General features: G+C 71.6%; 27 protein-coding genes. 14 read left to right on the forward strand and 13 right to left on the reverse strand.

Going from position 1 to position 26,263, the window contains the following annotated elements; translation table 11 throughout:
* Positions 1 to 8 precede the first annotated feature (8 nt).
* The 3 genes from AV521_RS23760 to zapE form a co-directional block, all read right to left on the reverse strand.
* Positions 9 to 587, reverse strand: coding sequence for a carbonic anhydrase (locus tag AV521_RS23760; protein ID WP_076090597.1), 579 nt, complete (start codon positions 585 to 587; stop codon positions 9 to 11).
* A gap of 118 nt (positions 588 to 705) precedes the next feature.
* Complete coding sequence (locus AV521_RS23765) at positions 706 to 1,101, reverse strand: hypothetical protein (RefSeq protein WP_076090598.1); 396 nt, start codon at positions 1,099 to 1,101, stop codon at positions 706 to 708.
* A gap of 183 nt (positions 1,102 to 1,284) precedes the next feature.
* Positions 1,285 to 2,388: a cell division protein ZapE gene (zapE, locus tag AV521_RS23770; protein WP_076090599.1), complete on the reverse strand. Its 1,104-nt coding sequence runs from the start codon at positions 2,386 to 2,388 to the stop codon at positions 1,285 to 1,287.
* Positions 2,389 to 2,425: 37 nt separating this feature from the next.
* Here zapE and AV521_RS23775 point away from each other — a divergent pair, with 37 nt between their 5' ends.
* The 5 genes from AV521_RS23775 (at position 2,426) to AV521_RS23795 (ending at position 7,607) form a co-directional block, all read left to right on the forward strand.
* Positions 2,426 to 3,295 (forward strand): pyrimidine reductase family protein, encoded by an 870-nt coding sequence (locus AV521_RS23775; RefSeq protein ID WP_079249381.1) that lies wholly within the window; start codon positions 2,426 to 2,428, stop codon positions 3,293 to 3,295.
* 142 nt (positions 3,296 to 3,437) lie between these two features.
* Positions 3,438 to 3,911, forward strand: a complete 474-nt coding sequence (locus AV521_RS23780; RefSeq protein WP_179023339.1) for an indole-3-glycerol phosphate synthase — start codon at positions 3,438 to 3,440, stop codon at positions 3,909 to 3,911.
* Positions 3,912 to 4,077: 166 nt separating this feature from the next.
* Positions 4,078 to 5,469 carry a UDP-N-acetylmuramate--L-alanine ligase gene (murC, locus tag AV521_RS23785; RefSeq protein WP_076090601.1) on the forward strand — a complete coding sequence of 464 codons (1,392 nt, stop codon included), beginning with the start codon at positions 4,078 to 4,080 and terminating at the stop codon, positions 5,467 to 5,469.
* 14 nt (positions 5,470 to 5,483) lie between these two features.
* Complete coding sequence (gene msrB / locus AV521_RS23790; protein WP_076090602.1) at positions 5,484 to 5,891, forward strand: peptide-methionine (R)-S-oxide reductase MsrB; 408 nt, start codon at positions 5,484 to 5,486, stop codon at positions 5,889 to 5,891.
* A gap of 384 nt (positions 5,892 to 6,275) precedes the next feature.
* Entirely contained in the window at positions 6,276 to 7,607 is a 1,332-nt protein-coding gene (locus AV521_RS23795; protein ID WP_256725663.1) for a PP2C family protein-serine/threonine phosphatase, read from the forward strand.
* A 90-nt stretch (positions 7,608 to 7,697) separates the two neighbouring features.
* Here the strand turns inward: AV521_RS23795 and AV521_RS23800 are convergent, their stop codons facing one another.
* Together AV521_RS23800 and AV521_RS23805 are read right to left on the reverse strand one after the other, a co-directional pair.
* Positions 7,698 to 9,122: a cell wall metabolism sensor histidine kinase WalK gene (locus AV521_RS23800; RefSeq protein WP_076090604.1), complete on the reverse strand. Its 1,425-nt coding sequence runs from the start codon at positions 9,120 to 9,122 to the stop codon at positions 7,698 to 7,700.
* Positions 9,119 to 9,811: a response regulator transcription factor gene (locus tag AV521_RS23805; protein ID WP_076090606.1), complete on the reverse strand. Its 693-nt coding sequence runs from the start codon at positions 9,809 to 9,811 to the stop codon at positions 9,119 to 9,121. Before AV521_RS23805 ends, AV521_RS23800 begins: the two co-directional genes overlap by 4 nt.
* A 150-nt stretch (positions 9,812 to 9,961) precedes the next feature.
* On the opposite strand from AV521_RS23805, the gene AV521_RS23810 reads away from it, so the two are divergent.
* From AV521_RS23810 to AV521_RS23835, 6 genes are all read left to right on the forward strand, one after another.
* On the forward strand, positions 9,962 to 11,299 hold the full coding sequence (locus AV521_RS23810) for a ferric reductase-like transmembrane domain-containing protein (RefSeq protein ID WP_076090608.1): 1,338 nt from the start codon (positions 9,962 to 9,964) through the stop codon (positions 11,297 to 11,299).
* 15 nt (positions 11,300 to 11,314) lie between these two features.
* Positions 11,315 to 11,779, forward strand: a complete 465-nt coding sequence (locus tag AV521_RS52745; protein ID WP_076090610.1) for an FMN-binding protein — start codon at positions 11,315 to 11,317, stop codon at positions 11,777 to 11,779.
* A 1-nt stretch (position 11,780) separates the two neighbouring features.
* Entirely contained in the window at positions 11,781 to 12,512 is a 732-nt protein-coding gene (locus AV521_RS23820) for an FAD:protein FMN transferase (RefSeq protein WP_076090612.1), read from the forward strand.
* 121 nt (positions 12,513 to 12,633) lie between these two features.
* Positions 12,634 to 13,770 carry an ABC transporter ATP-binding protein gene (locus AV521_RS23825; RefSeq protein ID WP_076090614.1) on the forward strand — a complete coding sequence of 379 codons (1,137 nt, stop codon included), beginning with the start codon at positions 12,634 to 12,636 and terminating at the stop codon, positions 13,768 to 13,770.
* Positions 13,767 to 14,420: an ABC transporter permease gene (locus AV521_RS23830; protein WP_076090616.1), complete on the forward strand. Its 654-nt coding sequence runs from the start codon at positions 13,767 to 13,769 to the stop codon at positions 14,418 to 14,420. Before AV521_RS23825 ends, AV521_RS23830 begins: the two co-directional genes overlap by 4 nt.
* Entirely contained in the window at positions 14,417 to 15,085 is a 669-nt protein-coding gene (locus AV521_RS23835; RefSeq protein ID WP_076090618.1) for an ABC transporter permease, read from the forward strand. Before AV521_RS23830 ends, AV521_RS23835 begins: the two co-directional genes overlap by 4 nt.
* Before the next feature lie 11 nt (positions 15,086 to 15,096).
* On the opposite strand, the gene AV521_RS23840 is transcribed toward AV521_RS23835, so the two are convergent.
* Genes AV521_RS23840 through AV521_RS23855 form a run of 4 tightly spaced genes read right to left on the reverse strand, consistent with a single transcriptional unit; the run spans position 15,097 to position 19,072 of the window.
* Positions 15,097 to 15,699 (reverse strand): ATP/GTP-binding protein, encoded by a 603-nt coding sequence (locus tag AV521_RS23840; protein ID WP_076090620.1) that lies wholly within the window; start codon positions 15,697 to 15,699, stop codon positions 15,097 to 15,099.
* The gene (locus AV521_RS23845) at positions 15,696 to 16,106 is read right to left on the reverse strand and encodes a DUF742 domain-containing protein (protein WP_076090622.1); all 411 of its coding nucleotides are present in this window, start codon (positions 16,104 to 16,106) and stop codon (positions 15,696 to 15,698) included. Before AV521_RS23845 ends, AV521_RS23840 begins: the two co-directional genes overlap by 4 nt.
* Before the next feature lie 43 nt (positions 16,107 to 16,149).
* The gene (locus AV521_RS23850) at positions 16,150 to 16,626 is read right to left on the reverse strand and encodes a roadblock/LC7 domain-containing protein (protein WP_076090624.1); all 477 of its coding nucleotides are present in this window, start codon (positions 16,624 to 16,626) and stop codon (positions 16,150 to 16,152) included.
* Positions 16,607 to 19,072, reverse strand: coding sequence for an ATP-binding protein (locus AV521_RS23855; protein WP_079249382.1), 2,466 nt, complete (start codon positions 19,070 to 19,072; stop codon positions 16,607 to 16,609). Before AV521_RS23855 ends, AV521_RS23850 begins: the two co-directional genes overlap by 20 nt.
* Before the next feature lie 292 nt (positions 19,073 to 19,364).
* Here AV521_RS23855 and AV521_RS23860 point away from each other — a divergent pair, with 292 nt between their 5' ends.
* Entirely contained in the window at positions 19,365 to 20,327 is a 963-nt protein-coding gene (locus AV521_RS23860; protein WP_076090626.1) for an ABC transporter substrate-binding protein, read from the forward strand.
* Positions 20,328 to 20,582: 255 nt separating this feature from the next.
* The gene (locus tag AV521_RS23865) at positions 20,583 to 21,977 is read left to right on the forward strand and encodes an MFS transporter (protein ID WP_256725664.1); all 1,395 of its coding nucleotides are present in this window, start codon (positions 20,583 to 20,585) and stop codon (positions 21,975 to 21,977) included.
* A 93-nt stretch (positions 21,978 to 22,070) separates the two neighbouring features.
* Here AV521_RS23865 and AV521_RS23870 read toward each other — a convergent pair whose 3' ends face one another.
* The 4 genes from AV521_RS23870 to AV521_RS23885 all read right to left on the reverse strand — a co-directional run bounded on the left by AV521_RS23870 (position 22,071) and on the right by AV521_RS23885 (position 24,925).
* The gene (locus AV521_RS23870; RefSeq protein WP_076090630.1) at positions 22,071 to 23,105 is read right to left on the reverse strand and encodes an Lrp/AsnC family transcriptional regulator; all 1,035 of its coding nucleotides are present in this window, start codon (positions 23,103 to 23,105) and stop codon (positions 22,071 to 22,073) included.
* A gap of 29 nt (positions 23,106 to 23,134) precedes the next feature.
* Positions 23,135 to 23,590, reverse strand: coding sequence for a tellurite resistance TerB family protein (locus tag AV521_RS23875; protein WP_076090632.1), 456 nt, complete (start codon positions 23,588 to 23,590; stop codon positions 23,135 to 23,137).
* Between the two features lie 133 nt (positions 23,591 to 23,723).
* Positions 23,724 to 24,176, reverse strand: a complete 453-nt coding sequence (locus AV521_RS23880; protein WP_179023341.1) for a DUF6114 domain-containing protein — start codon at positions 24,174 to 24,176, stop codon at positions 23,724 to 23,726.
* 5 nt (positions 24,177 to 24,181) lie between these two features.
* Positions 24,182 to 24,925, reverse strand: a complete 744-nt coding sequence (locus tag AV521_RS23885) for a DUF6230 family protein (protein ID WP_076090815.1) — start codon at positions 24,923 to 24,925, stop codon at positions 24,182 to 24,184.
* Positions 24,926 to 25,598: 673 nt separating this feature from the next.
* Between AV521_RS23885 and AV521_RS23890 the strand changes: the two genes are divergently transcribed.
* Positions 25,599 to 26,252 carry a Tat pathway signal sequence domain protein gene (locus tag AV521_RS23890; protein ID WP_076090636.1) on the forward strand — a complete coding sequence of 218 codons (654 nt, stop codon included), beginning with the start codon at positions 25,599 to 25,601 and terminating at the stop codon, positions 26,250 to 26,252.
* The last annotated feature ends 11 nt before the right edge of the window (positions 26,253 to 26,263 follow it).

Genomic DNA, 26,263 nt, shown 5'->3' on the forward strand with positions numbered 1-26,263 from the left:
CGGCGCGCTCACAGGGCTTCGAAGGTGTCGGTCTGCGGGCGGTGCGTCCGTACGGCCCCGGTGTGTACCTCGTAGTACCAGGCGTGCAGCCCCAGTCGGCCCTCTGTCAGCTTCCGCTCGACGCACGGGTACGAACGCAGCCGAAGCAGCTGGGTCAGGGCGTGGGCCTGCACGGCCTGGGCGACCGCCGGATCCTCGGCCGCGCCGGCCGGGCGCGGGGTGGCGTGCGCGAGCCAGTCGCGCACGGCGGGTACGGCGGTCAGATCGTCGTTACGGACCAGCGCGCCGACGGCGCCGCAGTGCGAGTGACCGCAGACGACGATGTCGCGGACGCCGAGCACCTCCACGGCGTACTCGATGGTGGCGGCCTCGCTCGTGGGGTGGAGCGAGGTGTGGGGCGGGACGATGTTGCCCGCGGTGCGCAGCTCGAAGAGCTGGCCGGGGCGGGCGCCCGTGATCAGGGCCGGGACGACCCGGGAATCGGAGCAGGTGATGAACAGGACCTGCGGGGACTGGCCTTCGGCGAGCTTGGCGAACTCCTCAGGGCGCTGTCCGAAGGTACGGGCGTTGTCGATGAGGGGCTGCATATGTATGGGTTCCTCCTGGCGCGCCTGCACGGGCGCGTCGGACTTGAACGACGGTTGTGGGGGAAGAGCCCGGTTTCCCGGGCCGGTGCGGCTCCCTGGACGGGTGCCGCACCGGCTGTCAGCAGCGGAAGACCTGAAGAGCTGAGGGGGTGTGGGCTCTGGAGGTTCTCTCGGTGTGGGGGCGCGGCGCGCCGGGGGTGTCCGGCGCGTCCGCGGCGGCCGTACGGCCGGATATCGGCTCGGGCTGCTGGGCCCGGCAGGAGGCCGAGCCGCGCTGCCGGTCGCGGAGGTGCGGGGTGCTCACGGGGAGGCCCGGACGGCACGGGGTGCGGATCGAGTCCTTGTCCTCGCGCACCGGCGGTACGGAGGACGGCAGGACCGGCCCGGCCTTGGCCTGTGCATCACTGAGCGTGTGCGCAGATGTGAATGTCGCCGTGGGAGCGAAGAGCTGGAGCGCGAGCAGGAGTACCGCGAGGAGCGCGAAGCGGGTCCGGGCCGTCGTACCTCGGAACATGCGCCCCCCTTACGGATGCTCGCGCCTCTTGTCTGGACCAAGCCACAGTCAATGGATGGTCAAGAAGCACATTAACCCTGCAAAGTCCTTTGCAGGGTTAACAGCGCGTTACAAGCGCAAGGAAGCGTGAAAAGTGCCGATCGCGTGGCGCGATCTGGCTCTTGACTGGGGGTCTGTGAGTGACTAAGAGCCCACGAGCCCCTTGGCGTCGCGGGCCAGCGCGGTGAGCCGGGATATCGCGCGGAAGTACTTCTTGCGGTAGCCGCCGTTCAGCATCTCCTCGCTGAACAGCCGGTCGAACGGCAGCCCCGAGGCCAGCACCGGGACCTCGCGGTCGTAGAGCCGGTCCGCGAGCACCACGAGCCTGAGCGCGGTCGACTGGTCCGGCACCGGCCGCACATCGGTGACACAGACCGCCCTCAGCCCGTCGGTCAGCGCGCCGTACCGGCTCGGGTGCACCTTGGCCAGGTGCTCCAGCAGATGCGGGAAGTCGTCCAGCGAGGCGCCCTCGGTGGCGTACGCCGCCTTCGTCACCTCTTCGTCGGTGAAGGGCTTCGGCGCCTCGGGCAGCCCGCGGTGGCGGTAGTCCTCGCCGTCGATGCGCAGGGTGCGGAAACGGGCCGACAGGCCCTGTATCTCGCGCAGGAAGTCAGCCGCCGCGAACCGGCCCTCGCCCAGCTTGCCGGGCAGCGTGTTGGAGGTGGCGGCGAGCGCGACGCCCGCCTCGACCAGCTTGCCGAGCAGCGTCGACACCAGGACCGTGTCGCCCGGGTCGTCCAGCTCGAACTCGTCGATGCACAGCAGGCTGTGGCCGGAGAGGGTCTGCACCGTCTGCTGGAAGCCGAGGGCGCCGACCAGGTTCGTCAGTTCCACGAAGGTGCCGAACGCCTTGCGGGCGGGCTCGGCGGGGGTGGCGTGCCACAGCGAGGCGAGCAGGTGGGTCTTGCCGACGCCGTAGCCGCCGTCCAGGTAGACCCCGCGCGGGCCGGCCGGGGTCTTGGGTGCCCTGGGCCTGCCGAAGCCGAAGAGGCCGCGCCGGCCGGCGCCGGAGGCGTGCGCCCCGCCGAGCCCGCCCGCGAAGCCGTCGAGGACCCGTACGGCCTCGCTCTGGCTGGGCTGGTTCGGGTCCGGTATGTAGGTCGAGAAGCGGACCGAGTCGAAGCGCGGCGGCGGCACCATCTCGGCGACCAGCCGGTCCGCGGGGACACGCGGCTCACGGGCGCACAGGGAGAGGGGGCCCGCGTCGGTCACAGGGCTGGGTCCGGAGGCGGTGGTGGAGGACGACACGGTTACCCATGCTAAGCGCCGTGTCAGACTGCACGACATGCGACGCCTGTTCCCTGTGACCGACGAAACAGCAGCCCAGACCTCCGGAGGGACCCCCGAGGGGGAGGGAACGCGGGAGGCTGCCGGGACTCGGGTGCCGGATGTGTCCGAGGCGTCCGTCGCTGCCGCGCTCGTCGATCGTGAGTGGAGTCTCGCCGAACTGGCCGCCGCCTACGCCTACCCCGAGCCGGTGCCGGACGCCCCCAGGCCGTGGCTGCGGGCCAACATGGTCTCCACGCTCGACGGCGCCGCCCAGCACGAGGGGCGTTCCCAGCCCATCTCCAGCGCCGCCGACATGCGGATCTTCGGCACGCTGCGGGCGCTCGCGGATGTGATCGTGGTGGGTGCGGAAACGGTACGTCAGGAGGCGTACCGTCCCGCACGCGCGCGTGCGGAGTTCGCCGCGGCACGCAAGGCCGCCGGACAGGCCCCGGCCCCGGCGATCGCCGTCGTCTCCGCGAGCCTGGAGCTGGACTTCTCGCTCCCGCTGTACACCTCGCCCCTGGTACCCACGCTGATCCTGACCGGAGCCGCGGCCGCCCCCGGCCGGATCGCCGCCGCCGAGAAGGCCGGGGCCACCGTGGTGATGGCCGGTGAGGGCAGGGGTATCGAGCCCGCGCGCGCGGTGCGCGCCCTCGCCGGTCTCGGCCACACCCGGCTGCTCACCGAGGGCGGTCCCCGGCTGCTCGGACAGCTGATCGCCGCCGGGGTGCTGGACGAGATGTGCCTGACCCTCTCGCCCATGCTCACCGCGGGCGACGCGCAGCGCGTCGCCGGGGGACCGTCGGTCGACGTGCCGCGCCGGTTCGAGCTCGTGTCCCTTCTCGAAGAGGCCGGATTTCTGTTCGGCCGCTACCGTCGCTCCTGAAATCAGCGGAATGTGTCGTTCCGTTTAGCTTCCGGATTGGCTTCCGGAAGGCAGACTTAGTCCGGCAGAACTCGTGCGATCACGGGGCAGGATGGTTTCCGCACGGGCCTCGTCAGGGCCCACGGAGGAGAAGAGGCGTTTGGTGTTCACAAGCGTTCTGATGATCGAGAAGGCCTTGACGTCCGCCGACGTGGAGTTCGTCACCACCTTGCACGGGGACGAGCCGGTCACTTTCCACGTGCTCCTCCAGCCGCGCGGCGACCAGGCGGACCGCCTGCTGCGGGCCATCGACGACATCGCGCTTGGCGAACTCGACGAGGCGGTGCGCGAGCGGGAGACCCCCGAGGGGGAGAACGCCAGGAGCGTCGGGCAGCAGGCTCTTGACGTGTCCGTGCAGGCCCTGCGGGCGGCGGGGAGCCGGGCGGAGGGGCGGTTGGTCGAGGATCATCCGTTGGACGCGCTGAAGTCGCTCGTCGCCGAGGTGTCCGCCGACGAGGTGATCGTGCTGACGGATCCGCACTACGTGGAGGAGTTCTTCCACCGGGACTGGGCTTCTCGGGCTCGGCACAAGGTGGGTGTGCCGGTGCTCAAGCTGTTCTCGCACAGCAAGGCCTAGGCGCCGTGGCGGAGGGGGCGCGTGGGCGGCCGCGGGTGCATCGTGGCTTGTCGCGCGGTTCCCCGCGCCCCCAAGCCGGACCAGCACCCCTCGCTGCGAAGAAGCCGGTGGCTCAGCGCATAGGCTAGGCCTGCTTCAGCTCGCATTCGTCTCTGGGGAGAAACGCATGGCACCCGGCCTTCCTACCGCCATGGACCGACCGCACTTCATCGGCATCGGCGGCGCCGGGATGTCGGGGATCGCCAAGATCCTCGCGCAGCGTGGGGCCGAGGTGGCCGGGAGCGATGCGAAGGAGTCGGCGACCGCGCAGGCGCTGCGGGCACTCGGGGTCACCGTGCACATCGGGCATGCCACGGAGCACCTCGCCGACGACGCGAGCTGTGTCGTCGTGTCGTCGGCGATCCGCAGGGACAACCCCGAGCTGGCCCGCGCGGCCGAGCTGGGCATCCCGGTGGTGCACCGCTCCGACGCGCTGGCCGCGCTGATGGAGGGGCTGCGGCCGATCGCCGTGGCCGGTACCCACGGCAAGACCACCACCACCTCCATGCTGGCCGTCTCGCTCTCCGAGCTGGGCCTGCAGCCGTCGTACGCCATCGGCGGCGACCTGGACGCGCCCGGCTCGAACGCGCTGCACGGCGACGGCGACATCTTCGTGGCCGAGGCGGATGAATCGGACCGCAGCTTCCACAAGTACGCGCCCGAGGTCGCCATCGTCCTCAACGTCGAGCTGGACCACCACGCCAACTACGCCTCGATGGACGAGATCTACGAGTCCTTCGAGACCTTCGCCGGGAAGATCGTGCCCGGCGGCACGCTCGTCGTCTCCGCCGACCACGAGGGCGCGCGGGAGCTGACCCGGCGGCTCGCGGGCTCGGTGAGGACCGTGACGTACGGCGAGGCCGAGGACGCCGACGTGCGGGTCACGGCCGTCGTACCGCAGGGGCTGAAGAGCCGGGTCACCGCGGTGCTGGACGGGCAGGAGCTGACGTTCACCGTGTCCGTGCCGGGCCGGCACTACGCCCTCAACGCCGTCGCCGCGCTCACCGCCGGTGCCGCGCTCGGCATCCCGGCCGCGGAGCTGGCGCCCGCGCTCGCCGCCTACACCGGGGTCAAGCGGCGCCTGCAGCTCAAGGGCGAGGCAGCCGGCGTCCAGGTGATCGACTCCTACGCCCACCACCCCACCGAGATGACCGCCGACCTGGAAGCCATGCGCGCCGCCGCCGGCGACTCCCGCATCCTCGTCGTCTTCCAGCCGCACCTGTTCTCCCGCACCCAGGAGCTGGGCAAGGAGATGGGCCAGGCGCTGGCCCTCGCCGACGCCTCGGTGGTCCTCGACATCTACCCGGCCCGCGAGGACCCGATCCCCGGCGTGACCAGCGAGCTGATCATCGAGGCCGCGCGCGCCGCCGGTGCCGACGTCACCACCGTGCACGACAAGGCCGAGAGCCCCGCGGTGATCGCGGGAATGGCGAAGCCCGGTGATCTCGTTCTCACCATGGGCGCGGGCGACGTGACCGACCTGGGCCCGCTGATCCTGGACCGCCTGTCGCAGCAGTGAAGGGGCTGAGGCTCATGTCGTACGACGTCGAGAAGCCGGACGAGGAGTGGCGCGCGGAGCTGAACCCGGCCGAGTACGCCGTGCTGCGCCAGGCCGCCACCGAGCCGGCCTTCACCGGTGAGTACACGGACACCAAGACCAAGGGCGTCTACTCCTGCCGCGCCTGCGGTGCCGAACTGTTCACCTCGGACACGAAGTTCGAGTCGCACTGCGGCTGGCCGTCCTTCTTCGACCCCAAGGACACCGACGCCGTGGAACTGGTCGACGACCGTTCCCACGGCATGGTCCGCACCGAGGTCCGCTGCGCCCGCTGCGGCTCCCACCTGGGCCATGTCTTCGCGGGCGAGGGCTATCCGACCCCGACCGACCAGCGGTACTGCATCAACTCCATCTCGCTGCGGCTGGCGCCCGACGAGGGCTGACCGCGCCGGGCGGCCACCCTGCGCCGATCAGTCGAGACTCCGAATCTGGCAAAAGAGATGCTGGACGGGGCCCGCTCGGTCGAAGATGAACGCCATCGGAAAGCGGAGCGGGAGAGGCGGCGGAGCGTGGGCAGGGACGGCAGCCACGATCCGGGTGCGGGGCTGCCCGCACCCCGCGCCCGCTCAGGCCACGCCCGCCCTCCGGGTCGTCGGTGCGGACGGCACAGGGCACCTCCCCCGCACGCCCTGACCGCGCCGGACGGCACCCCGGCCACGCGGTGGGACACCCGGCCCGCACCCTCGCATGGGGCTCCCGAGGGCGCTGGGATGAATGAGGCTCGTGCCCCACTTGCTCCAGTTTGAGATTCTGTGAGGGTGTTGGGTGTGGCGCGCTGGATTCAGTCCCGTCGCAGGTCTGTGCCCGCCGACAGCGGCCACCACCGCGAGCACGGCGCCGGCCACGAGGGCTCTGCGACGTCCGCGCAGTCCGGGGATTCCGCGGATGCGGCGGAGCGTGTCCCGGCCGTCGACGAGGAGGCGGCCGGCGCGCGGCTGAGCGTGCTGCGGGACGCACTGGCCGGGATAGGCACGACCCTCGACGAGGCCGAGACCTGCGCCGAGCTGACCCGGGTGGCCGTACGGCTGGCCGGCGGCACGGCCGCCGTGATGCGCCGGACCGGCCAGACCGTCTCCGGGTACGAGGCGATCACCGGGGACCCCGACGCGCTGCCCGACGCCCGCTGGGCCGCCGCGGTGGCCCGCGAGGCGGGCGTACCGGCGCTCGGCGCGGAGCCGGAGCCCTGGCTGGAGTACGCGGCGGGTCTCCGGCCCCGGGCCGCCCTGTGCGCGCCGCTGACCAGCGGCGACGACGTGTACGGCGTCCTGGTGTGGGCGCGCTCCGGGCCGCCGCTTCGCCCCGCGGAGGGCGAGTTGCTCAGCCTGCTCGCCGAGCGCGCCGCCTCCCATGTCCGGCACGCGCGCGACTACGAGGCCGTCAATCGCACCGCCGGTGACCTGCAGCGCGCGCTGCTCTCCGAGCCCGGCCGCCCGCACCCCAACCTCGACATCGCCATCCGCTATCTGCCGGCCGGCGGCGGCGTCCTCGTCGGTGGCGACTGGTGCGAGACGGTACGGCTGCACTTCGGGCGGACCCTGCTGGTGGTCGGCGACGTCATGGGGCACGGCCTGGAGGCCGCCGTCGACATGAACGCCTACCGTTCCTCGCTGCGCTACATCGCCTCCGCCGACCTGCCCCCGCACCGGGTGCTGCGGCAGATGGACGAGATCGCCTCCAAGGAGGCCGAGCTGCGGCCCGCCACCTGTCTGCTCGCCCGGGTCGACCCGGGGCGCCACCAGGTCACGCTGGCCAGCGCGGGGCATCTGCCGCCCGTGCGGATCACCTCCGACGGTGAGGCCTCGCTGCTGTCCGTCCCCGTGGGGCCGCCGCTCGGCACGGGGCTCGGTGGCTATGACGTGGCCACACATCCGCTGGGCGCGGGGGAGACGCTGGTGCTGTTCACCGACGGGCTGGTGGAACGCCGCGGTGAGGACATCGACCGGTCTCTGGCCCGGCTGTCCGCTGTCCGTTTCCCCGTCGAGGGCGGGCTCGAAGACGTCCTGGACACCATCCTCAGCCGGCTGGACGCACGGCACGCGGAGGACGACGTCGCCGCGCTGGCCTGCCGGCCGCACAGCCGACAGGGCGTCTCGCCGTAGGGGGCGCCGGAGGTCTGCCGGGTACTCATCGGCGGGTGGTCGCTCGCGCCCACGCGGCGGAGCCGCATATCGACATAGCCCCCGCTCCCCTCAGGTTGGCAGCCATACCGTAAACAACGTCATGCCGTCCTCCCGGTCCAGCCGTAGTGTGCCGCCGTGTGCCTCCGTCAAGGCCCTCGCCACCGACAGCCCCAGACCACTGCCGCCCCGGTCTCGGCTGCGGGCCTTGTCCACGCGGGAGAAGCGGTCGAAGATCCGGTCGCGGTCGGTGTCCGGGATCCCGGGCCCGGCGTCGGATACCCGTACGCACACGCCGGCGGCATCGGCCGAGACCGTCAGGGAGACCTCTGTGCCGGGCGGGGTGTGTACGGCCGCGTTGGTGAGCAGGTTGTCCAGGACCTGGCGGATGCGCACCGGGTCCAGGCACAGCCGCAGAGGCCCGGTGCCGGTGTCCACGGTCAGCGGGTGGCCGGGGTGGCCCGCGCGGAAGGCGTCCGCGGCCTCGCGCACCAGCTCCGTCAGATCGGTGTCGGCACACCGCAGCGGTGTCTCGACCTCGGCCGCGTCCAGCCGGGCGAGCAGCAGCAGATCGTCCAGGAGGACGCCCATCCGGGCGGCCTCGGCGCGCAGCCGGGAAAGATGGCGGTCGCGTTCGGCGGGTTCGTTGGCGGCCGCGTACTGGAACAGGTCGGCGTAGCCGCGCACCGACATCAGCGGGGTGCGCAGTTCGTGGGAGGCGTCCGCCACGAACCGGCGCAGCCGCCGTTCGGCCTCCGCGCGCACCGCGAGGGAGTCGTCGATGTGCTCCAGCATGGTGTTGAAGGCCGTGCGCAGTTCCTCGACCTCCGGGCCGCCGCCCTTGCGGTCGGCGCGCAGCGGCAGCCGGGCCGCCGGGTCGGTCAGATCGTGCGAGGCGATCCCGTGGGCGGTGTGCGCCATGTCGCTGAGCGGTTTCAGACCCCGGCGCAGCATCCTGCGGCCGATGACCACGAACGCCAGCAGGGCCAGCGCGAACGCCACCACCTGGACGGTGATCAGCTGCCGCACGGTCGCCTCGACGTCCGCCATGGGCGCCGCGCTCACCAGGACCACGCCCGGCTCCACCTCGCAGGCGCGCAGCCGGTAGGTGCCCTCGCCGGCGATGTCCACGGTGCGGAACAGCTCCGTCGAGGAGCGGGCGCGGGTCTCGGCGAGCGCGGTGAGCGGGGCGGTGTCGGCGGGCACGTCCGCGGGGGTGCGCAGGCGTGCCGAGCCGCCCGAGACGTCGTAGACAGCCGTGTACCAGCCGTAGTACGGCTGCCGTTTGACCGTGCCGTGCGCCGAGGCGTCCTTGGTCTGCACGATCTGCACCAGCCGCAGCTGATCGCCGAGCTGCCGTTCCAGATAGCCGCGCATGTACGTGGTCAGAGCCGTGCCCACCACCGCGAACACCACCAGGGCCAGCGCGCCGAGGCCGAGCGCGAGCCGGGTGCCGAGCCGGAGTCCGCCGTACGTGCGACGCGGCCGCGCGATCACCTGGCCGCCTGCCGCACCACGTACCCGAATCCGCGCACGGTGTGGATCAGCGGCTCCTCGTCCGGCCGGTCCAGCTTGCGGCGCAGCCGGCTGACCACCAGCTCCACCACGTTCGAGCGGCCGCCGAAGCCGTACTCCCAGACATGGTCGAGGATCTGCGCCTTGGTGAGCACCGACGGCGACCTGAGCATCAGATGGCGCAGCACCTCGAACTCGGTCGGGGTGAGCGCTAGCAGCCGCTCGCCGCGCCGCACCTCGCGGGTGTCCTCGTCCAGTGTCAGCTCGGCGACCCGCACCACGGACCGCTGGAAGTCGGGCCCGGAGCTGCGCCGCAGCACCGTGCGCAGCCGGGCCATCAGCTCCTCCACCGCGAACGGCTTGACCAGATAGTCGTCCCCGCCCCGGGTCAGGCCCGCGACCCGGTCGGCGACGCCGTCGCGTGCAGTGAGGAACACGACCGGCACCATCGTCCCCGAGCGGCGCAGTCGGTCCAGGACGCCGAAACCGTCCACGTCCGGCAGCATCAGGTCAAGGACCACGATGTCCGGGCCGAACTCGGCGGCCCGGCGCAGTGCCTCCTCGCCCGAGTAGGCGGCGTGCGCCTCCCAGCCCTCGTACCGGGCGACCGTGGCCACCAGGTCGGCGATCGGCGGGTCGTCGTCCACGACCAGCAGGCGTACTTTCTCCACCCGCCCATCCTGCGCCACCCGTTCGGACCCGTCCGGGCTGCCTGCCCCCACCGGCCCTATCGATACTCAAGTGAAAGTTGTCCGACAGGAGAACGACAGCAATCGCGCGCGAAGCTCGTCACCCAGGACCCGATCAAGGAGCTGCCGTCCGTGACGACCCTCCAGACCCGTCCCGCACCCACCAAGGCGATACGCCCCCGCGTCGTGGCCCGTACCGGCCTGTACGCCCTGCTCGCCGCCAACGCGGCGGTGGTCGCCTGGTTCTTCGTCCAGGCCGGCTTCGCCTCGAACCCACTGATCGTGCTCGGCCGCCTCGCCGGCCTGTACGGCGCCCTCCTCATGGCCTTCCAGCTGCTGCTGGTGGCCCGGCTGTCCTGGCTGGACCGCCGGATCGGCATGGACCGGCTGACCTCCTGGCACCGCCGTACCGGCTTCGGCATCCTGTGGACCCTGCTCACGCACGCCGTGTTCATCACCTTCGGCTACGCCGACGCGTCCTCGATGGACCCGGTGAACCAGCTGGTGAACCTCGCCGAGACCACCGAGGGCGTGCTGCGCGCCATCGTCGCGCTCGCGCTGATCGTCGTGGTCGGCGCCGTCTCGGGCCGCTGGGCCCGGCGCCGGCTGGCCTACGAGACCTGGCACTTCATCCATCTGTACACCTATGTCGCCGTGGTCCTCGCCTTCACGCACCAGGTCGCGGTCGGTACGACCTTCACCTCGTCGCCGGCCGCGACGACGTACTGGTACACGGTGTGGGGCGTGGCCCTCGGCGCGGTGGTGCTGGGCCGGATGGTGCTGCCGCTGTGGCGGAACCTGCGACACCGGTTGCGCGTGTCGGCGGTCGTGCCCGAGTCCGACGACGTCGTCTCCGTCTATGTCACCGGCCGCGACCTGGACCGGCTGCCCGCCCAGGCCGGTCAGTTCTTCCTCTGGCGGTTCCTCACCCGGGACCGCTGGTGGCAGGCCAACCCGTTCTCCCTGTCGGCCGCCCCCGACGGCCGCACCCTGCGTCTCACCGCCAAGGCGGTCGGCGCGGGCAGCGCCGCCCTGCGGCACATCAAGCCGGGCACCCGCGTCTTCGCCGAGGGCCCCTACGGCGCCTTCACCACCCTGCACCGCACCCGCCCGGAGTCCGTGCTGATCGCCGGCGGCGTCGGCGTCACTCCGATCCGGGCACTGCTGGAGGACCTGGCGGGCCACGCCGTGGTCATCTACCGCGTGTCCAGCGACCGCGACGCCGTCCTCTACGACGAGCTGTGCGACCTCGCCCTCACCAAGGGAGCCGAGCTGCACCTGGTGACCGGACCGATCGTCCCCGACAAGCTGGCCCCGCGCGAACTGGCCCGGCTGGTCCCGGACATCGGCGACCGGGACGTCTTCCTGTGCGGGCCGCCCGGGATGATGACCGCCGTGCTGCGCAGCCTGGGCGACCTGGGCGTGCCCAAGCGGCAGATCCACTTCGAGCGCTTCAGCCTCGCGGGCTGAGAGAGGCGTCCCACCGTGAAGCGAGCCATTCCCGTCTTCCTCCTCACCGTCGCGGGTCTGATCCCGGTCTGGCGCTACCAGCCTTCGACCGGGGCCGCCGACGTCGCCCAGCCCGCGTCGACGCCGACGTCCGTGCCGTCCCCCACCTCGTCGTCCTCTTCGGCCTCGTCCTCCTCGTCGCCGTCGTCGCCGTCGTCACCGTCGTCGCCCTCTGCGGCGTCCAAGGTCGTCCCCGGCACCGCGGTGGACACCGTGAAGGGCGTCTTCCAGGTGGAGGTGACCTTCCTGGGCGACCGGATCGCGTCCGTGCGGATGCTGCAGGCGCCGCACCACCCGCAGACCAAGTGGGCCGTACCGGTGCTGATCACGGAGACGCTGAAGGCGCAGAGCGCCCACATCGACTCGGTGTCCGGGGCCACGATCACGAGCGGGGGATACAGGGAGTCCCTCCAGGCCGCAATCGACGCCAAGGCCTCCTGACGTGCGGCGTGTCGAACACGTCATGGGGTTCCCCGTCTCGCTGCGAGTCGACGACGAGGGCGGCTCCGAAGGCGACTTCGAGGCGGCCGCGGACGCCGTCTTCGCCTGGCTGCGCGAAGTCGACGCCCGCTTCAGCCCGTTCAAGCCCGACAGCGAGGTGTCCCGCTACGGCCGCGGCGAGGTGGCGGACGGCGAGCCGAGCGCGGATCTGACAGAGGTGCTCGGCCTCTGCGCGGACCTGCGCGGCGCGACCGGCGGCGCCTTCGACGTCCGGCTGCCCGGCCGGGGCTTCGATCCGTGCGCGGTGGTCAAGGGCTGGTCGGTGCAGCGGGCGGCCGCACTGCTGACGGCCGCAGGGGCGCGCAGGTTCTGTCTCAACGCCGGTGGTGACGTGGTCGTCTCCGGCGGGCCGTGGCGGGTCGGGATACGTCATCCCGAACAGGCCGACCGGGTCTGTGCCGTGCTGGCGGTCACCGACGGGGCGGTGGCGACGTCCGGGCGGTACGAGCGCGGCGATCACATCATCGACGGCCGCACCGGACGCCCCGCGACCGGGCTGCTCAGCCTCACCGTGGTGGCCCCGACCCTGACCGAGGCGGACGCGACCGCCACTGCCGCCTTCGCCCTGGGCCCGGACGGCCCGGCGTGGGCCGCCGGCCGCACCGGCTGCGAGATCTTCGCGATCGACACCACACACCGAGTACTCCGCACACCGGGACTGCCGGTGGCCTAGCCATTCACCCGCCAAAACGCTGAAACACTCGCGGTCTAGACTCTCCCCGCAGCGGCCTGCGCACCGACGACTTGGCCGAAGACGGGCGGAAATCAGCCAAACCCGAAGGGTATTCGGCGTTTTGATACGGATAGATTCAGTCACGAAGCGGTACCCGGACGGCACGGTCGCGGTCGACCGGCTGTCGCTGGAGATACCGGACCGCGCGATCACCGTCCTCGTCGGGCCCTCCGGCTGCGGCAAGACGACGACGCTGCGGATGATCAACCGGATGGTGGAGCCCACCGAGGGCAGCATCCTCCTCGACGGCACCGACATCCGGCAGCAGCCGGTCAACACCCTGCGCCGTTCCATGGGTTACGTCATCCAGCACGCCGGACTCTTCCAGCACCGCACCATCCTCGACAACATCGCCACGGTGCCCCGGCTGCTGGGCACGTCCAAGAAGGAGGCCCGCGCCCGGGCCGCGGAGCTGATGGAGCGGGTGGGGCTCGACGCCTCGCTGGCCAAGCGGTACCCGTACCAGCTGTCCGGCGGCCAGCAGCAGCGCGTCGGCGTGGCCCGGGCGCTCGCCGCCGATCCGCCGGTGCTGCTGATGGACGAGCCGTTCAGCGCCGTGGACCCGGTGGTCCGTAAAGGACTGCAGGACGAACTCCTCCGTATCCAGGACGAGTTGGGCAAGACCATCGTCTTCGTCACGCATGACATCGACGAGGCGATCAAGCTCGGCACGATGGTCGCCGTGCTGCGCACCGGCGGCCGGCTCGCCCAGTTCGCCCCGCCCGCCGACCTGCTCAGCGCGCCCGCCGACGCCTTCGTGGAGGATTTCCTGGGCGCCGACCGCGGTATCCGCCGGCTGTCCTTCTTCCCCTCCGTCGACCTCCAGTTGCAGACCGCGCCGGTCGTGGGCATCGACGCCGACGCCGCCCGGCTCGCCGCCCTGTCCGAAGCCCCCTATCTCCTCGTCACCGACCTCGACGGCAGGCCGCTCGGCTGGAGCGAGCCGGAGCGGCTCAGCGCCGGGGCCATCGACCGGGAGCGACTCGTCGACTTCGGGCGGCCGTTCGTGCCCGGCACCGACTCGCTGCGCACCGCGCTCGACGGCGCCGTGCTCTCCCCGACCGGCTGGGCCGTCGCGGTGGACGGCGAGGGACGCGCCGTCGGTGTCGTATCCCAGCAGGTCATCGGCGAGGCCATCCGCGCCGCCCACAGCCGGGCCGCGAACGGTGCCGACACCGACGTCAAGGCCGTCCGGTGAACGGCTTCTTCGACCTCCCGAGCGACCTCCAGCACAGCTGGCTCGGGCTCGTCGGCCTGCATGTGCGCGAGGGCCTGCTGCCGGTGCTGGCCGCCCTGCTCGTCGCGCTGCCCGTGGCCCAGCTCTGCGTACGCTTCCGCTGGGTCTATCCGCCCGTGCTGGGCATCACCACCGTGCTCTACTCCGTCCCCTCCCTGGCCTTCTTCGTCGTCCTCATCGACTACTTCGGGCAGAGCGAGACGACGGTGATGATCCCGCTGGCGGTCTACAGCCTGGTCGTGCTGGTGCCGGGCATCGTGGACGGCGTCCGCTCGGTCCCGCCGGAGACCCTGGCCGCCGCGCAGGCCATGGGCTTCGGCCCCGTACGCCGTTATCTCCAGGTCCAGTTGCCCATCGCCGCACCCGCCATCATCGCGGGCCTCAGGGTGGCGGTCGTCTCCAGCCTCTCCCTGGTCAGCGTCGGCATGCTCATCGGCAACCAGGGCGCCCTCGGCAACCTGCTCAACGACGCCACCACCTACCACCGGCCCGCCCTGGCCGTGAACTCGGTGCTGACGACGGCGGTGCTGGGCATCCTCGCCGACGCCCTGCTCGTCCTGGTCCGCCGCCTCCTCACCCCCTGGATGCCGAGGAAGGGTGCCACCCGGTGAACGTCCTGAACTTCGCACACTCCTTCTTCAGCGACAGCGCCCACTGGCACGGCTACGACGGCATCCCCACGCGGCTCGTCGAGCACATCAAGTACTCACTGGAGGCGCTGCTGTTCGCCGCCGTCATCGGGCTGCCCGTCGGCCTGGTGACCGGCCACTACGGCCGCGGCGGCAACGCCCTCGCCCTGATCGCCACCGCGGGCCGGGCCCTGCCCAGCTTCGGTCTCCTGGTCCTGATGTTCATCTGGATCGGGTTCGGGCTGCTGCCGGTGATGATCCCGCTGGTGGTGCTCGCCGTACCGCCGATCCTGGTCACCACCTACGAGGCGATCCGCTCCGTCGACCCCTCGCCCGTGGACGCCGCCCGGGGCATGGGCATGCCCGAGGCGCGCGTGCTGTTCCAGGTGGAGCTGCCGGTCGCGCTTCCCCTCATCCTGAGCGGACTGCGTACGGCGGCCATCCAGATCGTCTCCACCGCCACCATCGCCGCCTACGTCAGCCTCGGCGGCCTCGGCCGCTACATCATCGACGGCCTTTACCAGAAGGACTACGAGAAGGTCGTCGGCGGCGCCAGCCTGGTCGCGGGCCTGGCGCTGGCCACTCTCGTGGTGTTCTGGGCGGCGTCCCGCATCACGGTCTCACCGGGCGTGCGCAGAAGCGGCTGAGGACTCGGTGCTCAGTGCTCGGTGCGGGCCAGCGCCAGTTCGAGGACGACGAGCAGGGCGTCCCGCACCGAGCCGCGCTCGCGGGCGTCGAAGACCACGACCGGTACACCGGCGGAGACGTCCAGCGCCCAGCGGACCTCCTCCAGGGTGTGCTCCACCGTGCCGTCGAAGGCGTTGACCGCGACGGCGAACGGGATGCCCTTGTGCTCGAAGTAGTCGACGGCCGTGTAGCAGCCGTCCAGCCGCCGGGTGTCGACGATCACCAGCCCGCCGACCGCGCCCTCCACGATGTCGTCCCACATGAACCCGAACCGCTCCTGTCCGGGCGTGCCGAACAGATACAGCTTCAGCGTCGGGTCGACGGTGATGCAGCCGAAGTCCATCGCGACGGTCGTGGTGGTCTTGCACGGGGTGTGCGTAAGGTCGTCCACCCCGGCCGCGACCTCGGTGATCAACGCCTCCGTGGTCAGCGGCTCGATCTCCGAGATCGCGCCGACCGCGGTGGTCTTGCCCACGGCGAAGCCGCCCGCGATCACCATCTTCACCGGCAGCGGCGGCCGTACGGCGGGACATGCGGCGGCCGCGGCCCGCGCGAGCGGTTCAGTCGAAGTCACTCGGTGTTCCTCGGTGTTCCTCGGGAGTCGGGGATGGCCCTGAGGCCATCGATGAGCCTGCGCAGCACGGACGCGTCGTGGGTGGCCGCGGCGTCGGGCACGTACACCGCCAACTGGCCCGCTTCACACAGGTCTTCGGCGAGGACGCGGACCACGTTCAGATGCAGCCGCAGCCGGGCCGCGAGTTCCGCGAGGGACTGCGGCAGCCGGCAGGCGGCGACGATGTCGTACCGCTCGAAGCAGAGCCGGCCGAGCGCGTCGAGCCCGGCGACGGTGGCGACGACCTGCGTCTCCAGGGGCATCGCCCGGCCGGAGCCGGCGTCCGCGATCCGGCCGGCGGTGACGAGGTACGGCCGTACGGCGGGGGCGGGGCGGACGGGGTCCGGGTGAGGAGTGCCGTCCGTCATACCCGTTCGCCCCGTTCGCCCTGTCAGTGCTGTCTGCGTGTTCTCAGCGGGCCGAGGCGGCGCCGACGGAGTTCTTCAGCTCCAGCACCAGCTGCGGGCTGAGCGCGGCGCCGGCACGGTTGGCGAACAGGGTCATCTCGTAGGCGATGTTGCCCAGTTTCGCCTCCTTGCCGGTGACGACGCCGAGCACGGCGCCGCTGCCGATCGCGGAGACGATCACATGACCGCCCTCAAGATCGATGATGACCTTGTTGAGGCCGCCCAGGCCGTAGTTGCCGGAGGCGCCCGCGGCCAGGCTGGTGAGGCCCGACACGATCGCCGCGAGCCGCTCGGAGTCGGCGTGCTCACGCAGCTCCGACACCGCGATCAGCAGGCCGTCGGACGACACGGCGATCGCGTCCACGACGCCCGCGGTCTCGGTCGCGAAGCGGTTCAGCAGCCAGGTGAAGTCGGCCGCGGCCGCCTTCAGGTCGGTCGGCGTGGTGCCGTCCGTCGGGGTGTCACCTCTCGACGTGCTCAACTCTCGGCTCCTTCGGGGAGGGGGTGTGCTGCTCGGGGTCGAGCGGGGGGCGGGTGTGGCCGTGGCTGTCGCTGTCGCGGTGGGCGCGGGCGACGGCGGCCTCGAACTCCTCCAGCGCACTGCGCTCGGCCTCCGCGTCCCGGGTACGGACGGCCTGCGGCATGGAGCGCGCCGCGCCGGTCGTCGTGGCGAGGGTGGCGCCCCGGACGCGGCGGCGCAGGGGGCGGGAGGCGCCGGAGCCGGATCCGCCGGGAGCGGCCTGGCCGGCCGGGGGCGGTGGCGGGGCGGGCGCGGGGACGCGGCGGGGGAGCGGTGCGTCGGCTGCGGACGTGGCGCCGTCGTCCGAGGCGCAGGACTTCGGTTGCTCGGCGACGACAGGGACAGGGTGGGGCGCCGTGTCCCGGTCGGTCGCTGTCCGCGTCGAGGCCGGTCCGCCTGACGTCGAAGTGCCGGGTGGCGTCACCGTGGTCGGCGTACCGGTCGGCGGGCTCATGGGCAGCAGCAGTGCGGGTGGCAGGATGGCCTCCGCTGTCACACCACCGCCCGGGGTACGGGTCAGTGCGACCTCGATCGTCCAGCGGCGGGCCAGCGCGCCGACCACGAACAGGCCCAGCACCTTCGTCGGCACCAGGTCCAGGCGTTCGCGGCGGATCAGCCGGGCGTTCTCCTCGGCGAGCCGGTCGGCGCTCATCCCGAGGCCGTGGTCGGTGATCACCACGTGGGCGCCCTGGGCACCGGAGCGCACGGTCACCTCCACGGGGCTGCCCTCGGGCGAGAACGACACGGCGTTCTCCAGGAGTTCGGCCAGCATCAGGGTGAGGTCGCCGATGATGTCGGGCTCGACCATGGCGTCCGACGCGACGTACAGCCGTACCCGCTGATAGCCCTCGATCTGCCCGAGCGCGGCCCGGACGACGTTGGAGAGCGCCGTCGGCTCCCCGTCCAGCACGGTCTCGCGGATGCCGGCCAGCAGCATCAGACTGTCGGCGTTGCGGCGCAGTCGTACGGCGATGTGGTCGATGGAGTAGAGGCGGTCCAGCAGCGCCGGATCCGTCTCGCCGCGCTCCACCGCGTCGATCAGGGAGAGCTGGCGTGCCGTCAGGTTGCTCACACGGCGGCCCACGTTGCCGAACATCTCGGCGGTGTTGCGCCGGCTGAGCACCTGCCGCTCCACCAGCGCGGCCGCGGTGGTCTGCACCCCGTTGAACGCCTCGGCAAGGTCGCCGATCTCGTCGCGCGCGGTGACCGGTATGTCCCGCAGCCGGGGCGGCCCGTCGTCCTCGGCGTCGTCGTCGGCCACCCGGGCCAGCTCGCGCCCGGCCACCTCGGCGACCTCGCGGGCGGCCCCGGTGAGCGCCTGCACGGGCCGGATCACCGAGCGCCGTACCAGCACCGCGAAGGCGATCCACAGCGCGAACGCGATCAGCGTGGCGCTCAGCAGCAGACCGGCCCGCCACCGCGCCGAACTGGCCGCGTCGTCGGCGCGGTCGGCGATCTGGCCGATCAGCGCGGTGGTGATCTTCAGCCGGGTGGCGGCCTGTTCGGGATAGGCCGGATAGGCGCTCAGCGCGTCCTGGACCGCCCGCTGGATCTCGGCCGGGCTGTCGGCCTGCAGATGCCCGGCGCCGACCTGCAACTGGGCGTAGGAATCGGCGATATGGCGCTGTGCCGCGCTGTGCTCGATGCCGCCGAGCAGTTCGGCCTGCGCATCGGAGGCGAACCGGGTGAACCGGTCGGCCTGGTGGGTGTACCGGTCGTAGGCGCCGACCGCGTTGGTGAACTCGATCAGCGCGTTGGTGTCACCCGTCGTCGCGGCGAACACATCGGTCTCGAAGGCGCCGTGCGCCGCGTCCGCGCGCAGCAGCGAGTCCAGCAGGCTGCCGGTGAAGGCGGCCGACAGGTCCGCGTCGCGGTCCAGGCCGAGGCCGTCGATCAGCTGCTGGGCGGCGCTCGTGTAGGCCGGGTCGATGTTGTCGGCCGGCAGATACGACTGTTCCACCGAGCCGCGCAGGCTGGACAGGCCCGCCACCTCGCGCAGCGCCTGCGCCTCGCTGTCCGGCAACCGGTCGCCGAAGGCCGTGCGCACCGTCGTCACCTGGGCGTCGACCGCCTCCTGCGCCGCGCGGTAGGCGGAGCTGGAGGGCCGGGCGTACCCGGACTCGTAGCGTGCAGAGAGCAGGATGGCCTGCTGGTGTTCGGCCTCGACCCGGTCCACCAGCCGCGCCACCTGCGCGCTGTCCCGTACCAGCCGGGCCGCCGCGGCGGCGCTGTCCGCCTCCTGCACCTGGTCGGTGAACAGGTACGACAGCAGAACGGCGATGACCGCCAGCGGGACGCCGACCAGCAGGTTGAGCTTGCGCCGGAAGGGCCAGCGGTCGGCGAAACCCCGGACACCGACCCGTGCGGGGTCGTGCCGGGCGGGCGCGTCCACCCGCGTCGTGGACACCGGGCCTCCTTCGAGGGTGTGTCTCGTCCGGGGGCCTTCATCGCCCCGCGGACCTGGAGGCCTCATCGCCCCCGGAATACCTGCGACACGACAGCGAGGCGGGGCCTCGTGCGCAGCCGTGGCCGATATCAACGGCCCTGAGACTACGTTCTCCTGGAGTCCGATCGGCGCGCCTTTCATCAAGAGTTAGTTACGAAGAGACCGCTATCTGCCCACAACTGAGCACAGACCGAGGCCAATCGGTGATCTCCGGCCCTTGACTGACCGAGAACCGGCTGGATTGGATCGGTGAGTGACTTCCACCAACCGCATCAGCAGGTCCATCCGGAGGAACCGAGGCGCGGCGGTGGTCGCCCTCGCGGCGGCGACGGCTCTGCTGGCGGGCTGTTCCTCCAAGGGCGACACGTCCGGCAACCCCTTGTCGGACGACGGCAAGGCCGGCGACGGCACCGTCGTCGTCGGGTCCAACAACTTCCCCGAGAGCACCCTGCTCGCCGACATCTATGGCGAGGCCCTCAAGGCCAAGGGGATCAAGGTCACGTACAAGCCGAACATCGGCAGCCGCGAGACCACCTACGGGCTGATCAAGAACGGCTCCATCAAGGTGCTGCCCGAGTACAACGGCGCGCTGCTGGCCTACCTCGACCAGAAGGCGAAGCCGAAGACCGTCGCGGCCACCACGACGGCCATCGAGGCCAAGCTGGACTCCAAGCTGACCCTCCTGGAGCCCGCGGCGGCGCAGTCCAAGGACTCGGTCACGGTCAACGAGGCCACCGCGAAGAAGTACCACCTCACCGAGAAGTCCTCCATCGCCGACCTGAAGGACCTCGCGAAGGACCTGGTCATCGGCGCCTCGCCGGAGTTCCAGACCCGGCAGCAGGGCCTCGTCGGCCTGAAGTCCGTCTACGGCCTGCAGTTCAAGTCCTTCCGGGCGCTGGACGCGGGCGGCCCGCTCACCCAGGCGGCGCTGCAGAAGGACGCCGTGCAGGTCGCGGACATCTTCACCACGGACCCGACCATCACCAAGGAGAAGTTCGTCGTCCTTGAGGACCCGGAGAACCTCTTCGGCTTCGAGAACGTCCAGCCGCTCGTCCACAAGGGCGCCGTGCCCAAGAAGGGCGTCGACGCGCTCAACGCGGTCTCGGCCAAGCTCGACACCGCGACCCTGCTGGACCTGGACACCCAGGTGCAGGTTCAGAGCAAGGACCCGCTGGACGTCGCCAAGGCCTGGCTGAAGTCCGCCGGCCTGGTCTGACGCCGGTCCTCCGCTACGACCGACGCGGGCGCCCCCTCGGACCGGGGGCGCCCGCTTCGTATTCGCATTCACCAACCCCTGCCGAAACCCCTGCCGAGCTGTAGCCGCCGATGACCCTGTGGGTTTTCTGCACCAACAGGTGTGCAGATGGAAGAAATCCGCAGCTGTGCCGCTCCAGATGGAGCAGGCATCCCTCGCCCTCCCACGCTGTCCCTGGGCCGATTCCGGTCCCGTAGCAAGCGTGAGAGGGAGCCCATGACCACACATCCCATGCCTGCCGCCACCGCCTACCGCAGGCGCTGGCCCGGCCTGGCCGCACTGCTGCTCGGCGAGGCGATGAACCTGCTGGACGCGACCGTCGTCCAGGTGGCCGCGCCGGCCGTCCATGCCGACCTGGGCGGGCCGGTCTCCGACGTCCAGTGGTACGGCGCCGCCTACACCCTGCCGTTCGCCGTACTCCTGATCACCGGCGGCCGGCTCGGGGACATCGTGGGCCGGCGCCGGATGTTCGTCCTCGGCGTCACGGTGTTCACGGCGGCGTCGGTGGCCTGCGCCCTCGCACTGGCGCCGGGCCCGCTCATCGCCTTCCGGGCCGTGCAGGGCGCCGCGGCGGCGCTGATCATTCCGCAGACCATCGGTCTGATCAAGGCGATGTTCTCGGGGGAGGAGACGGCGAAGGCCCTGGGCAGCATCGGCCCGGTGATGGGCCTCGCCGCCGTGTGCGGACCCGTCGTCGGCGGTGTGCTGACCCACGCGGACCTGTTCGGCTCGTCGTGGCGGTCCGCGTTCCTGGTGAACGTGCCGGTGGCCGCGGCGGTGCTGGCCCTCGCCCGGAACCTGCCGGAGAACCGCGCCCCGCACCGCCCGCCGCTCGACTGGCCCGGCACGATCCTGGCGGCGCTGGGCGCCGGGCTGCTGGTGTACCCGCTGATCGGCGGCGACCTCCGCGAACTCACCCTGCACGACTGGCTGTTGCTGACCGCAGGACTGCTCGTGCTCGCCGTCTTCGCCCGGCAGCAGAACCGCACACCCCGCCCCCTGCTGGAGCCGAGCCTGTTCACGCATCGCGGATTCCCGGCCGCGCTCGTGACCTCCACAGCCTTCTTCGCGGTGACCAACGGGCTGACCGTCGTAGTCGTCCTTCAGCTCCAACTCGACGCGAAGGCAGGAGTGCTGGCGTCCGGGCTCAGCCTGCTGCCGTGGTCCGCCGGGCTCGCCCTCGCGTCCTGGTGGGCGGGGTCACGGCTGGTACGGAGGTACGGGCGCCGGTTGATGCCGTACGGGCTCGGGGTGCTGCTGGCCGGGCTGCTCGCGGCCGTGGCCGCCTACCGTACGACGACCGGGCCGGGCCACTTCCCGGTCGCGCTGCTGCCCGCCCTCGCCCTCGTCGGCCTCGGCACCGGCCTGTTCACCCCCGCCTTCTTCACCCTCGCCCTGCGACCCCTGCGCCCGCACGAGGTCGGCTCCGCGGCGGGCCTCCTCAACGCGGTACAGCAACTGGGGGCCACCCTGGGGGTGGCGGTGCTCGGCAGCGTGTACCTGTCCGGGCCGGGGGCGCACGCACCCCGGACCGCCTGCTGGGTGGCGGCGGCACTGCTCGCCGTGGCCTGGGCGGCCAGCAGCCGGGTCGGGACGGGGGAGGCAGGATGATAGGCGCGTCTTGGGCGTGCGGCGCCTTCACTTCCCTGAGGGGCGCGGGGAACTGCGCGACCAGCCCCCTCGCACCCGCACCCGCGTACGGTCTCAACCGCCCCGATGGGTGGGCACCCGGGCACCCCGGACTCGCGTCAGATCCGTCAGCACGGGACTCGCCGCCTTGAGCGTGCGCAGCACCGGGCTGGTTTCCAGCGCGTCGATCTCCCGCAGCGAGCCGAGCCGCCGCGTGAGGTAGCGGTGCAGGTCGTCAGGGTCGCGGCACAAGGCCTGGGCGACCAGGTTGGTGCGCCCGGTGGTCGCGGCCACGAAGGCCAGCTCGTCATGACCCGCCAGGGCCAGCGCGACCTGTTCCAGGTCCGCCGGACGCACCGACAGCCACAACATGGCCCGGGTACGGATGCCGAAGAGCCCCGCGTCCACTTCCAGGTCGAAGAACAGCGCACCCGTCGCGCGGAGTTCGGCCAGTCGCCGGGTCACGGTCGTGGGCGACCAGCCGGTTGCGCGGGCCAACTCCCCCTGCCCGGCCCGCCCGTCCCGCTCCAGCGCGGCGAACAACTCGGCGTCCCCCGGGCCCGGCTGGCGTACGCCGTCACCTGGTTCCCGACAGCCCTCCGCGGCCACGGCGTCGCCCCGGTACGCCAACGCCCGCTGCTGCTCCTCGTCGAGAGCCTGGGCCCTGCGTCGCCAGTTGGCGGGTCCGCCCAGATAGGTGTGGAGGAGAAGGTGCGCGGAGACGGCGGTGATGCCGCCCGTGCGCGGGACGTCGTGCAGCAGGAGGGAGCCGGGGGAGGCGTCCTCGGTCGTGGCGTGGATCACGGCCGTGATCTCCGTGCCGCCCGAAGTCAGCTTCACCCAGGACGTGTCCGGCCGCCGTACCAGCGCTCCGGCGATGTCCTGCGCCGAGCGCGCCGTGGCCGTCAGCCGGATCAGCCACTGTGCGCGGCTCGCCCGGTCCGGGTCGGCGAGACCCACCACACGCAGCCCGGCCTCCGCGCGCAGCCGGCGGTAGCGGCGGGCCACGGTCTGCGCCGAGACGCCGAGCACCTCGGCGATCCGGCTGAACGGCGCCCGGCCGTCCAGGTGCAGTGCGTGGATGAGGGCACGGTCGAGAGCGTCGAGCATGCCCCCATCCTCGCGCGGTGCGACAGGCCTCAGAGGTCGAACTCGTGCGGCGGCAGGTCCAGCGTGTAGCACGCCTCGCGCACCACGGCCTGCTCCGTCTTGTCGAAGTCGCCGTCCGCGCCGCCGATCACGATGCCGATCTGGACCACGGCCCGTGCCTCGGCGGGCTTCTTCTTCGCCTTGGCGATCTCCTGCAGCACGCTCACCTTGCCGAAGGCGAAGTCAGTCGTCAGCTTGTTCAGATTCTCCTCGAAGCGGCGCCGCAGGTCGTCCGCCGGGAAGTTCTGCAGCACCTCGTTCGTCGCGATGAGCTGGGCCACCCGCTGCCGCTCCGACGGATCGACGGTCCCGTCCGCGGCGGCCACGAGCGCACACATCGCCATGCTCGCGTCGCGGAACGCACCGCTCTTCAGGTCGTTCTTCTTCGCCGTCAACTGGGTCTGCATCTGCGACGCCGACTCCTTGACGCGGTCCCACAGGGCCATGGGCGCTCCTCATGTCAACGGCCGGCGGCTTCCTCCACGTGCCGGCGGCAACTTCTACAACACCGTAGAAACTAACGAGACGCCCAGGAAGTTCCTGCAGACCGGGACTGATTCCCCGCGGCTGTCCTCCCCGTCAGACGGCCGTACTCTCCGCCCCCTCCGCCGGCGTGCCCGCCATCGCCCTCGCCTGCTTGCGGCGCTTGCGGCGGCTGATGCGCGGCTCCTGGTCGGGGAGCCAGCCGAAGGTGAGGCAGCTGCCGGTGATGCCGAGCAGGAGGCCGATGAAGAAGCCGCCCAGGTTGGAGGTCATCCAGGTGCCCAGACAGACCAGGACGCCGGTGATGGAGTAGAAGAGCCGCTGCGCGGGGTTGAAGAGGATCAGCAGACCCAGCAGCGCCATCAGCGTCGGCAGCAGGTATCCGGCCAGCCCCTGCATGCCGATGTGCATCACGACCTTCAGCGAGGCCTTCTCGGTCAGCAGGATCTCGCCGCCGGCCAGGGCGAGCAGCAGCCCGCCCCAGAACGGCCGGCGGGCCCGCCACCTACGGAACGCGGCCCGCGCTCCCTGACGTGGACGGTCGGACACCGGTCTCAGCAACCCGAGTCGCTGAACCGGAGCTTGAGACCGGGAAGCTTGAACACCCCTGCTGTCGTCGCGTAGTTGGTCTGCCGCAGATTGGCGATGCGCACGGTGTCGGCCTGCTGGCTGAAGACCCCGATCGGGCCCTTCACGCCCGCCTTGGTCAGGGTGCTGGCGTCGTTGCCGATCTCGATGTTGTTGAACGCCGCGTCGCCGGACAACTGCGTGGAGTCGGTCGTCAGATCGCTCGCGATCACCTTGTCGGCACCGCTGCCCGCGGTGATCAGCAGGTTGGTACCGCCGAGGTCGACGCTCTGGCACAGCTTGGTGAGCGTGGCGTTCTTGATCGCGGAGGTGACGACGAGCACCTGCCCGCCGCTGTCCCCGGCGTTCGGGCTGCCGTTCGCCATGTTGTCGAGTCCGCCGAACTGCTCGAATCCGGTTCCGTTCAGTTCCGTCGCGGTGACCGTGAACGGCATGCCGGAGATCGCGAACTGCACACCCAGCGCCCCCTGCGCGGTGAGGACCGCGAGCCCGGCGACGACGAGGGTGGCGGGCACCGCCATCACCGCGGCCCGGCGCGCCCGGACCCGGCCCCGCCTTTCACCGACGGCGGCGGTCCCTGAGGTCTGCGCCGCCGCGGAGGTCTCCGGTGCCGCGGAGGTCCCGGCGGTCTGCGTCGCTTCGGACGGTGAACCGCTTCCCGGGTTCTCGGGGGTGTTTCCGGCGGACGGGACGTCCGGGGACGAGGCCATGTCTGCTCCCATGTGCATGGATCAATGCGGGTTGGGCTTCAGCGGCAACGTTGTCCTGGCGCGGACAGCGGCTGTCGCGTACGCCTCCTCGCACCCCGGCGGAGCAAGGGCTTTCTCGTTACGCGGCAGTAGCCTTCCGAGGAAGTTACCGCCGGTTACTTCGGAGGGTCAAGGGAGATGTGAAAAAAGGGTGTCGGATGTGCGCGGGGTGCGACCGAGACGCGCCAACTCCCTTGTCACGCCTTGACGTTGATGGTTGATCAGGTCTACAACTTGCCCTGCTTCACGGATCCGTGGCGCCGGATCCGCCGAGCGGCACCGGCCGCGTTTCCCGGCCCTGTCACGCCGGCCGCTCATCATGGTTCACGGAAAGCGTTCCCCTCACCGCGGCTGCGCATGGCCCCGTCCCCCTGGCCGTGCCCGACCGCCCGCCGGCCCGGCCGAAGACCTTCCCCCGAGGCCTTCGGCCGGTGCCCGGATCGCCGCCGGCGCCGGTCCGTCGCGTACGGAGAAGGCGCCACGGCCCTGCGTCGGCGGCACCGCGACACCACCACGTATCACCGCGTGCCGTCACGCGTCACCACGTGATGCCGCACGGCATCGTCCACCCCCCAGTCCCTGTCCACCCCCCACCCCACCTCATCCGGACCCCACCCAGGAAAGAGGCACCCGCATGCGTACGCGATCCCTCCTCGCCCTCGCCGGCACCGCCACCGCGCTCGCCCTCGCGATGGCCGCCCCCGCCTCCGCCGGCGGCGGCGCCGTCCTCACCACCGGCAGCGCGGGCGGCACCGCCGCGGCGACCGGCGACACCCTCACCGCGCCCCTGGCGTCCGGCACATCCGCGACGCTGTACTCCAGCGCGACCGGCACCAGCGGTGTCACGTGCACGTCCTCCCAGTTCACCGCCAAGGTCACCGGCAACCCGACCGCCCCCGGCACGGCCACCGAGTCCGTCACCGGGCACACCTTCGACGCCAGCTCCTGCACCAGCAACGTCATCGGTGTCACCGGCGTCAGCAGCATCACCGTCGACAACCTGCCCTACACGGCGACGGTCGCCTCCGACGGCACCCTCACCGTCTCCCCGGCCAGCGGCTCGACCATCCAGACCACGGTCAAGCTGAAGACCCTGCTGGGCACCATCACCTGCGTCTACCAGGCGCCGTCCCTCACCGGGAAGGCCGACAACACCGACAGCAGCATCAGCTTCACCAACCAGCAGTTCACCAAGTCCTCCGGTTCGTCGCTGTGCTTCGCCAACGGCTACTTCACCGCCAAGTACGCGCCCGTGACGGACGGCGGCGCCCCGGTCTACGTCAACTGAGGCTCATTCAC

It is taken from the genome of Streptomyces sp. IMTB 2501, assembly GCF_001953885.1.
Lineage (GTDB): Bacteria > Actinomycetota > Actinomycetes > Streptomycetales > Streptomycetaceae > Streptomyces.